The organism is Pallidibacillus thermolactis (assembly GCF_025660415.1).
In the GTDB taxonomy this organism is placed as follows: Bacteria; Bacillota; Bacilli; order Bacillales; family Caldibacillaceae; genus Pallidibacillus; species Pallidibacillus thermolactis.
Map to the genome: position 1 here is coordinate 1 of NZ_JAOUSE010000068.1, position 13,711 is coordinate 13,711.

The 13,711-nt window shown below is 31.3% G+C and carries 13 protein-coding genes and 1 pseudogene; 10 read left to right on the forward strand and 4 right to left on the reverse strand.

The window, feature by feature from the left end; all coding sequences use genetic code 11:
* From OEV82_RS14695 to OEV82_RS14705, 3 genes and pseudogenes are all read left to right on the forward strand, one after another.
* Positions 1–721, forward strand: a pseudogene (locus OEV82_RS14695) (ISL3 family transposase); the annotation flags it as partial.
* Between the two features lie 621 nt (positions 722–1,342).
* Positions 1,343–2,764: an aspartate ammonia-lyase gene (aspA, locus tag OEV82_RS14700; RefSeq protein ID WP_173658075.1), complete on the forward strand. Its 1,422-nt coding sequence runs from the start codon at positions 1,343–1,345 to the stop codon at positions 2,762–2,764.
* Between the two features lie 472 nt (positions 2,765–3,236).
* Complete coding sequence (locus OEV82_RS14705; RefSeq protein WP_263062291.1) at positions 3,237–4,127, forward strand: GNAT family N-acetyltransferase; 891 nt, start codon at positions 3,237–3,239, stop codon at positions 4,125–4,127.
* Between the two features lie 529 nt (positions 4,128–4,656).
* On the opposite strand, the gene OEV82_RS14710 is transcribed toward OEV82_RS14705, so the two are convergent.
* Complete coding sequence (locus OEV82_RS14710) at positions 4,657–5,499, reverse strand: C40 family peptidase (RefSeq protein ID WP_173658073.1); 843 nt, start codon at positions 5,497–5,499, stop codon at positions 4,657–4,659.
* Between the two features lie 457 nt (positions 5,500–5,956).
* On the opposite strand from OEV82_RS14710, the gene rarD reads away from it, so the two are divergent.
* Both rarD and OEV82_RS14720 read left to right on the forward strand, forming a co-directional pair.
* The gene (gene rarD / locus OEV82_RS14715; protein ID WP_263062292.1) at positions 5,957–6,889 is read left to right on the forward strand and encodes an EamA family transporter RarD; all 933 of its coding nucleotides are present in this window, start codon (positions 5,957–5,959) and stop codon (positions 6,887–6,889) included.
* Positions 6,890–7,259: 370 nt separating this feature from the next.
* On the forward strand, positions 7,260–8,000 hold the full coding sequence (locus OEV82_RS14720; protein WP_173662191.1) for a glucose 1-dehydrogenase: 741 nt from the start codon (positions 7,260–7,262) through the stop codon (positions 7,998–8,000).
* Positions 8,001–8,105: 105 nt separating this feature from the next.
* Here OEV82_RS14720 and OEV82_RS14725 read toward each other — a convergent pair whose 3' ends face one another.
* Both OEV82_RS14725 and OEV82_RS14730 read right to left on the reverse strand, forming a co-directional pair.
* The gene (locus OEV82_RS14725; protein ID WP_173662189.1) at positions 8,106–8,579 is read right to left on the reverse strand and encodes a DUF3278 domain-containing protein; all 474 of its coding nucleotides are present in this window, start codon (positions 8,577–8,579) and stop codon (positions 8,106–8,108) included.
* Positions 8,572–8,775 (reverse strand): helix-turn-helix transcriptional regulator, encoded by a 204-nt coding sequence (locus OEV82_RS14730; protein WP_173662187.1) that lies wholly within the window; start codon positions 8,773–8,775, stop codon positions 8,572–8,574. Before OEV82_RS14730 ends, OEV82_RS14725 begins: the two co-directional genes overlap by 8 nt.
* Positions 8,776–9,245: 470 nt before the next feature.
* Between OEV82_RS14730 and OEV82_RS14735 the strand changes: the two genes are divergently transcribed.
* From OEV82_RS14735 to OEV82_RS14755, 5 genes are all read left to right on the forward strand, one after another.
* Entirely contained in the window at positions 9,246–9,731 is a 486-nt protein-coding gene (locus tag OEV82_RS14735; protein WP_263062293.1) for a tetratricopeptide repeat protein, read from the forward strand.
* Between the two features lie 309 nt (positions 9,732–10,040).
* Complete coding sequence (locus OEV82_RS14740) at positions 10,041–10,619, forward strand: copper resistance CopC family protein (protein ID WP_173662183.1); 579 nt, start codon at positions 10,041–10,043, stop codon at positions 10,617–10,619.
* 3 nt (positions 10,620–10,622) lie between these two features.
* Positions 10,623–11,711, forward strand: coding sequence for a copper resistance D family protein (locus OEV82_RS14745; protein WP_173662181.1), 1,089 nt, complete (start codon positions 10,623–10,625; stop codon positions 11,709–11,711).
* Positions 11,712–12,331: 620 nt separating this feature from the next.
* Positions 12,332–12,511 (forward strand): hypothetical protein, encoded by a 180-nt coding sequence (locus tag OEV82_RS14750; protein WP_173662179.1) that lies wholly within the window; start codon positions 12,332–12,334, stop codon positions 12,509–12,511.
* 27 nt (positions 12,512–12,538) lie between these two features.
* Positions 12,539–12,742 (forward strand): DUF4083 family protein, encoded by a 204-nt coding sequence (locus OEV82_RS14755; protein ID WP_173662177.1) that lies wholly within the window; start codon positions 12,539–12,541, stop codon positions 12,740–12,742.
* A 194-nt stretch (positions 12,743–12,936) separates the two neighbouring features.
* On the opposite strand, the gene OEV82_RS14760 is transcribed toward OEV82_RS14755, so the two are convergent.
* Positions 12,937–13,425, reverse strand: coding sequence for a pyridoxamine 5'-phosphate oxidase family protein (locus tag OEV82_RS14760; protein ID WP_173662175.1), 489 nt, complete (start codon positions 13,423–13,425; stop codon positions 12,937–12,939).
* Positions 13,426–13,711 lie beyond the last annotated feature (286 nt).

The window sequence follows — 13,711 nt, forward strand, 5'->3', positions numbered from 1 at the left end:
AGCCTTGATGAGATCGCTGTCCGAAAGGGTCACCGATATGAAACAGTTCTTATGGATACCCAATCCGGGAGTGTGCTTGGTATGGAACATCAACGGAGTTATCGTTCAACTCAGATCTTACTTGCCAAGAAGATTCTGTCTGATAAATGCGTTCATACCGTTGTTATGGATATGTGGGATCCCTTCCATAAAGCTGTTAAATCTATATTCCCAGAGGCCTGTATCGTCATTGATAAATATCATGTGGTGCAAAAGGTGACACATGCACTTGACCAAGTTAGAAAGAAAACTCCTGGACTAAAAAAGGGACGGTTTAAACTCTTGAAAGGTTCTGAAAAGTTAACGGCTAATGAAAAACAACAATTAGACGAGATGCTCAAAGAGCATTCAGAATTGTCATATGCCTATTTTCTAAAAGAACTCTTTAGAGAAATATACCAAGTGAATGACTATGATACAGCTGATTCACTCTTAGAAGAATGGATTCAACTCGCATGGAGCAGCCCATTTCCTTCATTTCATCAAGTTGCCAAGACGATAGAAAATTGGAAGGCTCAAATTTTACAATATTTTCTTACACCTTTTACGAATGGCCGGATTGAAGGTACAAACCATAAGATTAAGAACATCAAAAGACGTGGCCTTCAGAAACCTTGAAAGATTTCGACTACGTGTATTTTTGGAATGTACAGGTAAAACTTATAAAAATCAGGTTGCTTAACCATGCCCTTCATCAGCTTTCCGCATTGTAGTGGCTAGAATGGAAGCCGTCAAGGAAAGCGCTTGACCACTTCCATTCTACCCACTTAGTGGTCTGCAAGCTGACGAAGGAGCTACTCTAGATTGAGTATCAATCTCGCTAACTTATTGCCGGAATTGTGTGAACATCACAGAATATGGTGATGAGACTTTTTGAAAAATTGTACTGAGAGGGGAGTTAATATTTCCCTCCAGTTAAATTAGTATCATAAATGTAAGATTGACCTTATCCACCTTTTACATATGAATGATATATAGAAACTTTGTTTTCCCATTTACTTAATTTATTCTATTAAAATTATATAAAAAAATTGATTTTAATAAATAGTTACATATGAATATAAATATGTTGTCAACTAAAGAAATTGAAAATAAAATATAGTAGGAAAATATTTTCGAAAATACTATAATCTTTCTCAAATGTTTGGAATGATAAAATAATAGTCTTAACATCAATGAATAACTTGAAATTTTGTCTCCCATATTTTTCATTTTTACTTTTCTCGTAAAATGTTTAATATTTTACTCAGAAATGTTAAAGTAAAGGTAGAACGTAAATATATGTTAGACAAGGGGTAATGGAATGTTGACACAAGACAAATGGCGTACTGAAAAAGACTTCTTAGGAGAAAAGAAAGTACCTGCTGATGCGTATTATGGTGTACAAACGATGCGCGCAGCTGAGAATTTTCCGATTACAGGTTACCGTATCCATGATGAATTAATTAAGGCTATGGCTATTGTAAAAAAAGCTGCGGCAATTGCGAATATGAAATGTAACCGTTTAAATTCTAAAATTGGTAATGCCATTGTACAAGCAGCTGATGAAATGATCAAAGGAAAATGGTATGATCAAATCATTGTCGATCCAATTCAAGGTGGAGCAGGCACTTCAATAAATATGAATGTCAATGAAGTGATTGCCAATCGTGCCCTTGAAATCCTCGGTTACGAAAAAGGGATGTATGAATATGTAAGTCCGAATACTCATGTCAACATGTCTCAATCGACAAATGATGCGTTTCCGACAGCGATTCATATCGCGACATTAAATATGTTAAATGACTTACTAAAAACAATGGAAAATATGAAAGAAGTCTTCCTTAAAAAAGCAAAAGAATTTAACGGTGTTTTAAAGATTGGGCGGACACATTTACAAGATGCTGTTCCGATTCGATTAGGCCAGGAGTTTGAAGCATATAGTCGTGTTGTCGGTCGAGATATCGAACGGATTCGCACTTCAAGACTTTATTTATTTGAAGTAAATATGGGTGCTACAGCTATTGGAACAGGTTTAAATGCGGATCCTAATTATATCAAAGTTGCGGTAGAAGAAATTGCTTCTATTAGTGGCTTACCAATACGTAGTGCTGACCATCTCGTAGATGCAACTCAAAACACCGATGCTTATACTGAGGTCTCTTCTGCACTAAAAGTTTGTATGCTCAACATGTCAAAGATTGCCAACGACCTTCGTTTAATGGCTTCAGGACCTAAAACGGGCTTAGGAGAAATATCTTTACCTGCAAGACAACCGGGCTCATCGATCATGCCTGGAAAGGTCAATCCCGTTATGCCTGAAATGATTAATCAAGTTGCATTCCAAGTCGTTGGTAATGATCATACCATTAGCATGGCTTCTGAAGCGGGACAAATGGAATTAAACGTAATGGAACCGGTGTTAGTATTTAACTTACTACAATCTATTCATATTATGAACAATGCCTTCCGTTCATTTACGAAATATTGTTTAAGTGGTATTCAAGCTAATAAGCCACAGTTACAACAGTATGTTGATAAAAGTATTAGTATTATCACTGCAATCAATCCACATATTGGGTACGAAAAGGCATCACAAATCGCTAAAAGAGCAATGGAAGAAAATAAATCGGTTCGTGAAGTTTGTCTTGAAGAAGGGGTTCTGACAAAAGAAGAGTTAGATATTATTTTGAATCCCCATGAAATGACTGAGCCAGGAATTTCTGGTGCGAAACTTATCAAATAATATAGGGACATGTTAACCGCTGATTTTAACATCAGCGGTTTTTTACATTAAGTGGTTAAATGGGTCGTTTTTTCATATACAATAAGGAAGTGAGCCCTGATATATAAAGGTACATTTATTGTGTTGTTGCTTACTCTAAATATTCTTCATTTAAATTTTTCCCATCGGTAAATGAGTTTCATGAAAAAGTAGATATATCGTAAACGAGATAGTTTGAATTGCGAAAAAGATTGGTATGTTTGTATGATTGACGGTAAAATTTATGTAGATAATCAAAAATGGAACAATTGTACCTTTAATATATAAATTAACCATTTTCGAATTATTGTTTTTTACGATATATCTTATTGCCATATTTATAATCTTTTTTTGATTGTTAGATATTGATGGAAATGGCAAAGGCGTAGTGGAGATAATTGTTTTCGATGCAAATTGATGAGATCTGAATTTTATAGGTATTAGGAGTGATTACATGTACAATAATTCCAGATTAAATAAGGATATAGATTGTAAAAGATGTTCGGAAGTAAATCAAACATTAATATATCAAGCTTTTATTAATGGATACTCAGACTATCCAATTCCAATGAAAATCTCAATGGAGCATTTTTTTGAACGTTTTTTTGGACCTGAAGGAAATACTTTGGAAGACTCGTTCATTGCATTAAGAGATCATAAGCCGGTTGGATTGATAGTTGGTGGCATAAGAATATTTGATGGATATAAAAATTTAAGATGTGGTGCTTTTTGTGTCGTTTCTGATCTTCGAGGAAAAGGTATGAGCCGTGAGTTATTTCGCCTGTTTGTTCAAAATGGATTGAATAGAGGCTGTATCCGAATTAGTTTAGAAGTATTGTCAGATAACGAGCATGCCATTCGATTCTATGAAAAACAAGGTTTTAAAAAGCAAAATAAACTTTTATATTATAGTAAATCATTGGCTGATGGATCATTGAAACAAACTATTAAAATATTGCCACATTTTACGATAAAAAAGGTTAATTTATCAGTAGCCAAAGAAGTGAGAGAGCAAATTAGCCCTATTCATATCAACTGGCAAAATGAAGTGGAATATTTTTTACAGGATGTAAGCGCTCACTGCTTTGCTGCCTATTTAGATCACCAATTAAAAGGGGCGTTAGTTATAACAGAATATGGAAAAATATATTTCATCTATGTAAATAAAGAGGACAGAAGAAAGGGAATTGCCACGGCATTGTTATTATATACAATAAATCATCTTAATCTACAAAAATTAAATATTAGTATGCCTGATCAAATTCAAATGATTGAATTTCTTAGGAATATTGGATTTGAGAAAGAACCAATAGAACAGTATGAAATGTACAAATGGTTAATATAATGGTTTTGATAAGAAGGGGAAAGTTGGATATTGAAATATGGATTTTGTCAAGACTTCGGAAAGATTCATCACGATAAAGAAATAGTGTATCTTTCAAACGTAAGAGGAGCTTTCATTTGTACTATGAATGTTTAATGATTGTTGAAAGTTAATAGTAAAGATGATTTATTCTACTGTTTGTTTAACCATTATGACTCACTATAATCTTTCTACTTAAAGTGTTATACGTCAGGTCATTATACATTCTTATTATGAATAATTCCATATTATGTTATTAATGATATAACACTGAATTACATAGTATTGAACTAATTTTTTAGGGCAGTTTTTGTGATATTTTCCTTTTTTTTAATATTCTCATGTTTAGCATATGGAGAAATAACTTCACTAGTATTACTGGAACATTCAAGAAAAATATACTTTTTTAGCTGTATAATTTGTATGATTAAAAACACCTTTTAGTTGAACGGTTGCTTAATAAAATTCAACTAAAAGGTGTTCGCTTCATTCATTATGATAGTTATATTGTTTAGTTGAAGGATTTTGCTCCAATATATCGATCTTTCCAATAACTGATGTCTAATGAGGTAATTTCAACACCTGTTTTTTCTGTACCAGCATGAATCATTTGATTGTTACCAATATAAATTCCGCTATGTGATACACCGTCTTTATACGTATTTTCGAAAAATACAACGTCACCTATACTAGGACTTTCTACATGTGTACCGTTATTTTCCCACATTCCTTCATGGGTTCGTTCTAAATTTATACCTACTTGTGAAAATACATAATTGATGAAACCACTGCTATCAAAGCCATCAGGAGTAGTTCCACCCCATTTGTAAGGTGTGCCAACTAAACTTTTTGCAATTGATACAACATCAGAATCAATTTGCGTTGTATTTGAAGAATTTGAATTCGACGATGGATCTACTTGTTCTTCTTCATTTTTTATTTCTAATTTTACCGTTGGTGTGGTTGAGTGTAGTGCTGCTTTCGTTTGTGGGCCGACAATTCCATCTACTTTAAGATCATTCGTTTCTTGAAAGTCTCTAACAGCTTGATCTGTCTTTTCACCGAAGATGCCATCAACTATTAAATCATAACCATGAGTATTTAATAATGATTGTAACGAAATGACATCATCTCCAATATTTCCTTCTAAGATAAGACCGGTAGATGTAAGAGTAGAAGTTGTATCATTTTTTTCTACTTCGAGATTATCTGAGTTATAGTCCACATTTGCACTCTCATTTGGAGCAGCTCCATGGGCAAATACACTTTCTCCCGAACCAACTAAGTAAAATACAAATAAACTAGCTAAAAAGATAAAATTTTTAAAAGAGTCGAATTTGTATCTGTTCAACATTATGTATTCCCTCCAACCGAAACAATTTGTTATAACATAATATAGCAAATTAATGAGACTATAAAATTACGGTTAGGACACACTTTATTTACGTATATATCAGATATTTCTTATGTGTAATATTTTAAAACATCAAAGAAACGTTCAACGACCAACTATAATCTGTTTTAACTAAAATACATTTTTTTAAAGAGAAATTTATATGTATCAGTGATTTTATTTTCTTAACAAATAAATTAAGTCTATGAAACAAATATAAAGTTAATTAATTGATTATTTAATTTTATAGGTGTAAAATTATTGAATCAAAAAATTTCAATTAGAAAAGATTAATGTTATTTATTAGGAAATTTCAAGCAAACTATCGTTAAAAGGCCAGGAGGGAATGATGAATACTGAATAACTTTTACATTGTTGCGCGTGGAAGGATAACAACAAAGAGAAACAGGAGGAAAAAATGGAAGGTGAAAAAACAATAGGAATTTTCTTTATCATTGGTGCTTATACATTATGGGGAATTTTACCAATCTATTGGAAGTTTTTGGATGAAGTCCCATCCTCTGAAATTTTGGCTCATCGGATTGTTTGGTCGTTTGTTTTTATATCCATTATAGTAATTTTACGAAAAAGAAAACAATTAAAGAACTTCTTTAAAGTTCAAATGAGTCAAAAGAAAACATGGTTTGCACTGTTTCTAACTTCTTTACTTATTAGTACGAACTGGCTAACGTACATATTTGCTGTGAATAAAGGACATATTGTAGATGCCAGTTTAGGTTATTATATTAATCCACTAGTTTCAGTGTTATTAGGAGTTTTTGTATTACGTGAAAAGATCAACAAGTTGCAAACATTCTCCTTTATTTTAGCAGGAATTGGTGTTCTTTATATGACCATTTCAATTGGAAAATTTCCATGGATAGCACTTATATTAGCTTTTTCTTTTGGATTTTATGGCTTAGCTAAAAAATTGATAAAAGTGGATTCCATTTTAGGATTATTCCTAGAAACTTTATTCGCTGTGCCATTTGCTATTATATTCTTATCATATTTAGGTATAAATGGACAGCATAGTTTTACGACTGGAACGGTTCAAATTGATTGGTTGTTAATGGGATCAGGGATTGCAACGGCATTGCCACTTTTATGGTTTGGAATTGGAGCACAAAAAATTCCTCTTTATCTACTCGGTTTCTTACAATATATAGCGCCGACCATTAGTTTATTTCTTGGTGTACTTTTATATGACGAAGCTTTTACAATAGACCACATCATAACTTTTACATGTATTTGGATTGCGATTTTAACTTTTACGATTTCAAATATTCGTTATCCGATGAGGAATTTAAAAATATCAACAACTAGAAAACCAAATGAAAAAATGCATTAAAAGGTGACCTTCTTGGTCATCTTTTTTATATTGATACAAAATTTTTTTAATTCAGCTCTTTATTTACAGGAAATACGATAATTTCTACTTGAAAATTGGTATGTTTGTGCGAAATCAAGGGAAAAACGTGCGGAAAATAAAAATACTGTGCGAAAGTCGATAAAAAGTGTGCGAAACTTAAAAAAATCGTGCGAAATTGGCTAATAATGTGCGAAAATATCATTTTTTGTGCGAAACATCTATAAAGCAAATAGTCTAAATGTAACGGGGATCACTTTTTAGGTAAATTTTATCTAAAATATTTTATTTTTTGGTTTCTTTACTTATACTATTAATAAAATCTTACAAAATGTTGTGAGGAAGGCGAGCGATGTTTACAGATCAAACAATTATTGTAACAGGTGCAGCAATGGGAATAGGTAGAGAAATTGCCTTCGCATTTGCGAAAGCTGGAGGCAATGTAGTTTTAGCCGATATCAATGCTAGTGTAGGAAAAAATACAGAAGAACAAATAAATTTATTTAACAATCGGACTATTTTTGTGGAAACAGATGTAAAAAAGGAAGAAGATGTCAAACGTTTGATCGAATATACGGTGCAAACGTATGGAAGAATCGATTGCTTAGTAAATAATGCAGGGATCAGTAAATTCGTACCTATTTTTGAGTTAAGCTTATCTGAATGGGATGAAGTGATTCAGACAAATTTGCGAAGTGTTTTCCTATGTTCAAAAGAAGCAGGAAGATATATGAAAGAAACTGGTGGTGCTATCATTAACATCGCATCGACAAGAGCGTTTATGTCTGAACCACATTCAGAAAGTTATGCTGCATCAAAAGGAGGAATCATTGCTCTTACCCATGCTTTAGCAGCTAGTCTAAGTCCATATCATATACGGGTAAATTCCATTAGTCCTGGTTGGATTCACACGGGCGATCCAACAAAATTAACAGAAACGGATCATCGTCAACACTGGTCAGGTAGAGTGGGAAAACCAGAAGATATTGCGCGATTGTGCTTATTTTTGGCCAATAGAGAAAACGATTTTATAACCGGACAGAATTTCACCGTAGATGGGGGAATGACGAAAAAGATGATTTATGAAGAATAAATAATTTCTAGGTCCCGAATAAATAGGACCTAGACTTAATGTTACGAGAATTCTTAAAACCGAACATTCAATATGATTTGATAAAAATATTATAGTTCAATGCAATTATTCTATTCTTTTATTCTTTTTATAGGACCATCTTAAAGAAATTAATTCCATTACATACTTTATTAAAGCAATAAAAATACATGGCATTACCAAATCAATAACGAACTCGAAGAAAGTTGAGGTTATTCCATTAAAAAAGGTAAATCCAATAATAAGGAGAAATAAAAATAAAAGATTATTTTTCAAAAGCAAATTCTTTTCTTTTTTATAGTCTGCTTCTGTAAAAATTTCGGTATACTCTATGCCTGAAAATACATATCTTAAAAAGATATATACACAAAAGAACCATAGTGAAAATAAACCAAATACTTCAATCGGAATATTTTTATTAAATATTCCAGTGATAGAAAGAATAATAACAAAAATTAAGATCATGCAAAAAATTACAGCTGATTCTGCTAAAAAGTAAAGTATATTCTTTTCTTTATACTCGTCATTTGGTAAAAGTTTTGATAGCCAAGATTTAATCACCTTTATCAACCTCCCAAAAAAGATCATCTAAAGTTTTTCCTAGTGTTTTAGCGATATTAATGCATAAATTTAAACTTGGATTATATTTGCCATTTTCAATTAAACCTATCGTTTGTCTTGACACATTCACGCTTTTCGCAAGTTCGACTTGAGTTAAATTCTTTTCGATACGGGCTAATTTTACACGGTTTTTCACTTAAACATCACCATTCAGAAAAATTTAATGTAAAATATATATAACATTATGTTATGTATATTTTACATAATAAAGATTTAGATGTCTAGGTATTTTTTTTAAATTTCCATTTTATAACGAATCAGAATGATTATAATTAAATTTACCGAAAATTCTACAGCTAACATCATAATGTATTCGAAATAGAGAGAATTCAAATTTTTTAATCTGTAACGGTTTACCAATACGATACTTAAAGTATGATATTTAACAGGGAAAGTTGTATCGGTTATCAAATGAATTAAAGTTCACGGTGATGAAATACAGGAAGTGATTCAATCGAAATAAATGGAATGAGATAGCTTTTTTTGTGAATTCTATATTAAGATTCACTACACCGGGACAAAAATGGATCTTTGTGGGCAGGCAAATCGTTTAATGTTAAATTAGGATCAATAAGTGTTTCGATAAAAGTAAAGGGGGAGAGGTACGTGGAATTGGAATTAGAAAAAGCTATTCAATTACGTAAAAATGGAAATCTAAAAAAATCAAGTGAAATACTTATGAATTTAGTTGAACAATATCCTGATCATGCAACAATAAATTATCATTGTGCATGGAGTTTAGATCTATTAGGATATGAAGAGAAAGCGGTTCTATTTTATGAAAAAGCCATTGATCTAGGATTATCTTCAAATGAATTAGAAGGAGCTTTTATTGGATTAGGCAGTACATATCGGACATTAGGTGAGTATGAAAAATCAAAAAACATATTACGCAAAGGAATGGATTTATTTCCAAATAATAGAGCCATCCAAACCTTTTACGCTATGACCCTTTATAATTTAGGCGAACACCGTATGGCCATAGAATTATTATTAAGATGTTTGATTGAAACTACAAATAATGAAGAATTATTAAAATATAAAAAGGCAATCATCTTTTATTCGGATAAATTAGATATGATTTGGAAGTAGGAATAAAATTTTTTTATAAAAAAATGTATCTTTATAACTCAGTTATACGTAATAATGTAGATAACATATTTAGGGAAAGAAACGAAAAGAATATATACTGTATCTAAATTGTTTAATAGAATATATCATATTTGTTTTAATATTAAAACCTATAATTTCCCGTTCTTAATATATTAAATCATAATAGTACTAGTTAATCGGACAATGAATGGGAAATTTATTATTGATAAATATTATTATTGAAAATAGTTTAATTATAAACTTTATGTTCAAAAATTCTCAGTAAAAAATTTTTAGGAGGAAGTTAGATTGAAAAAAATTATTGTGCTTACTTTATTATTTCTCTTTTCATTTGTACCCGCTACATTTGCCCATTCCCATTTAGAGGTTTCAACTCCTGAAGATGGTGAAGTTATTACTGAAAATATCGATAGTATAACCTTAACTTTTGATGGTAATGTTGAGCAAGGAAGTACAATTGAGTTATTTGGTCCAGATGGACAAACAGTTCCGATCGAAGAAATTATTGTTACTGATACGGAGGTTATTGGAAAAATCTCGAATGAATTAGAAAATGGAAATTATCGAGTAGTATGGTCTATCATAAGCGCAGATGGTCATCAAATGGAGGGTGAATTTTCATTTGAAATCAATGTTCCTGAAACAGAAACACCAGTAGATCCAAATGATCAAGAAAATCCGGAGGTTGAAACTGAAAAGGATGATAAAGGAAACCAAAATGATGAGGAAAAACAAGAGATCGATCAAAATGAGGACTTTAGTCATCAAGCAGAAGATGAGGGATCATCAAATCTAATTCCGATTGTTATTGTCATGTTAATTTTAGCTATTATGATTATTTTCTTTGCATTAAGGAGAAAGAAATAATTTATGATTTCTGTCATTTTTAGTGAGTTTATTATATATTTGTGTGTTTCGATCTTAATGGGGACTTTTATCCTGACCTTCGTTCCAAATAACTATCGTCCATTTATATATGTAAAAAAAGGAATATTAATACTTGCTACGGTCGGAATCGCTTTATTTTCCTTTATGCCTATACTTAGATTGATTTTCAATTTACAGGGAAGAATTGGTTGGCAAAAGGGATTCCAGACAGTACTATTGACTTTCGATATTGGAAAGGCATGGATCTTTACTGTTTTCGTCGTTTTTCTATTACTATTTTTTATATTAAGGTTTTATCATTCGGATCAATCAAACTATTCATGGATTGGATGCCTTTTAACCTTGGTGCTCATTTTAACCCTTTCTTGGTCTAGTCATGCCAGTTCTTTAGAACAAGAAAAAGGACTCATAACCCATCTAGTTCATTTTACTGCTGTTAGCATTTGGATTGGAACTTTGTTGATTGTTAGTTGGTTTTCCAAAAACTACGGTAATTGGCTAATGTTTCTAAGGTGGTTCACTCCACTTGCAGTCGGTTGCATTCTTTCAACAGTTGTATCAGGAATTATATTGATGTCCTTTTTTGTTGACCTTTCACATTATCTATATGCGTGGACCGTAAATTATGGAAATTTTTTATTAATAAAACAGTTAATGATTATATCATTACTTGCTTATGCAGCCATTAATGGTATTTTTATTCGTCATAATTTGAAAAAGGATAAAAATTTTAATCCAATACCTTGGTCGAGAGTTGAGAGTATTGTTGCGTTATTGATTTTTTCTATAACAGCGGCAATGGGGCAACAATCACCGCCGGGTGGAAATACATCAGAAGTTTATGACCTGTCAATCCTATTTGAACTCCTATACCAAGGAGAATATTATCCTGGAGCGGATTTACAATTTAGTCTTAATACCACAAGTAGTTTACTATTAATCATTGCATGCCTGTTTCTAGCCATGATTTTCTACACTTTTTATAAGAAACAATCGGCGATGATCACCATTTTACTTAGTATTCTATTTGTGTTCTCAAGCTATTTAGCTATCTTGACAAGCCTAGTTTAAAAGGGTTAAGTAATAAAATTAGAAATACTTGGGGCTGTTCAAAAAGTCAGTCCCTTTAACATTTTTTAAAAATAATATAGTAAAATGATCATTCATAAAATTAGGGAATTTATTCATATGAGGATTCTTTTTGTCGAAGTTAAGAAGCTAAAATTAAAGTAAAGGGATTAAGAGATGAAGAGAATGGATGTAGTATATGCTTATGAATTATAACGAGGAGTTCAATGCAGTAGTTAATGAAGCGGTAATTAAAAAAAGGAGCAGCATGTTGTATTTATAACATCGAATAGATATCTCAATTATAATAAAGATGAAATAATCAATTGGACGATCTTAAGCTAAATGATTAATGCCTTATTATCCTGACGGAATTAAATTGGTTACTAAAAGCATCCTCTTAAATTCTACAAAGCTGATCATCTTGGTGAAATCAAAGCGTTTTTGGCAGAGTGATGGGATATTAAATTTAAAGATTACACTTCTTTTAAAGTGTTTTTTATGAAGGAGTCTGGCCTTTTTTATCGAAGTAATATAAGGTTAACTGAATTGTGTGGAAACAAAAATAAATTAAGAGGTAATTACGTACTAATACGGAGAGGCTTAAATGGAACTCTATTTTTATGATGAACGTTTCAAAAAAGAAGTTTTTACCTGCGTTTGTAAAAGAAAATTTTCGAGATGTGAGTGAAATCGTTTTAGGATTGAACTGTATAAATCGAATTGCACAAGTTTTTATTGATGAAGGAGTTCGAGTAATGGGACGGAAAGATGAACTTATTATAATGAAATATTACTTATAATTGTACTTAAAATGGGAGGAAATACCAATGACTTCAATTATCGCAATTATTTACCAAATAATCGTTTTTGGACTCATAATTTTGTTTGTAGTGTCTTTTTTTCTTTTTATTAGGAGAATATTGATAAACGCCACTTTAAGAATAAAAAAGTTAAATGAAATCGGAGAAAAGTTGGATAAAATTATTGAACACAATGAACAAATTATAACCTTATTGGAAAAGAAAGATTAAGTACCGGACCAAAACTATTTTAATATCATAAGTTTATAAATTGAACTCCTTCATGTTCATCTTTCAAAAGAAACGACCTTATGTGAGTTAGAATAAAAAATATTGTGGAACAAGACGGAAAATGTTGAGCTAAAAGAAATTAATAAAGATAATAAATAATAATTCCCGACTTAGGAAAATACGAATTATAACTGTTAGTTTTTGATTTCAAGAGTTTCGTTAATATTAGCTGATTCAGAGTTTTTTCCTGTTACTCGCTTATAGAAAAAGGCGATTTTCTTTAATAAGTTTCCTTGTTCCCAATATTCGGCAGCTTCTACGTTAATTTTTATGAGAATAAGATTAGGATCATCATACGTAGTTTGTAATACTTTTTCATACATTTTACTCCACAATTCTTTTTTCTTAACTACATCTTCAACGATTTCTGCTTTTCCACGTACAGACACATAGGACTTTCCTACATAAGCTACATTTACATTCTGATTATGTAAAATTTCTCTATATTTATTAGTTTCTTTTTTAGTAAAAAACCATAGGTCACCATCAAATTCAACTTCTTGTGTTTTCATTGGGCGAGATACAAGCCCTTCTTCAGTCACAGTAGTTAGCATAGCAGTTTCAACGTCTTTGATAAGTTCCCTTAACGTTTCAATTTCTTTCTGGTTCATTCTACTTGTCATTGAAATCACCTCGTTTTATTTACAGTTATAAAGTACCCAATATAAAAATGAATATCCAAAAAACATAAGCTTTATTTTGAAAAAAGAAGGCAAGATAAGCTCTTTAGAAATATAATCAGGAATTTAATTGACATTGGGAATTTTTAGAAAAGATGAAGTTAACTGTTTATGGCAAACTAAAAATGTAGGTAATGGCATTTAATTTGTGTATGGTTCGAAAATTTCTTACACAAATAAAAAACCACTTGCCAACTCCTCCAAATAATTTTAAACTCCTCGTTGGACC

Bases quoted from the DNA above. Each gene is read 5' to 3' on its own strand.
- OEV82_RS14745 (WP_173662181.1), top strand. From the start codon at position 10,623: ATGATTTCTGTCATTTTTAGTGAGTTTATTATATATTTGTGTGTTTCG.
- OEV82_RS14720 (WP_173662191.1), top strand. From the start codon at position 7,260: ATGTTTACAGATCAAACAATTATTGTAACAGGTGCAGCAATGGGAATA.
- OEV82_RS14705 (WP_263062291.1), top strand. From the start codon at position 3,237: ATGTACAATAATTCCAGATTAAATAAGGATATAGATTGTAAAAGATGT.
- rarD (WP_263062292.1), top strand. From the start codon at position 5,957: ATGGAAGGTGAAAAAACAATAGGAATTTTCTTTATCATTGGTGCTTAT.
- OEV82_RS14760 (WP_173662175.1), bottom strand. From the start codon at position 13,425: ATGACAAGTAGAATGAACCAGAAAGAAATTGAAACGTTAAGGGAACTT.
- OEV82_RS14710 (WP_173658073.1), bottom strand. From the start codon at position 5,499: ATGTTGAACAGATACAAATTCGACTCTTTTAAAAATTTTATCTTTTTA.
- aspA (WP_173658075.1), top strand. From the start codon at position 1,343: ATGTTGACACAAGACAAATGGCGTACTGAAAAAGACTTCTTAGGAGAA.
- OEV82_RS14750 (WP_173662179.1), top strand. From the start codon at position 12,332: ATGATGAACGTTTCAAAAAAGAAGTTTTTACCTGCGTTTGTAAAAGAA.
- OEV82_RS14755 (WP_173662177.1), top strand. From the start codon at position 12,539: ATGACTTCAATTATCGCAATTATTTACCAAATAATCGTTTTTGGACTC.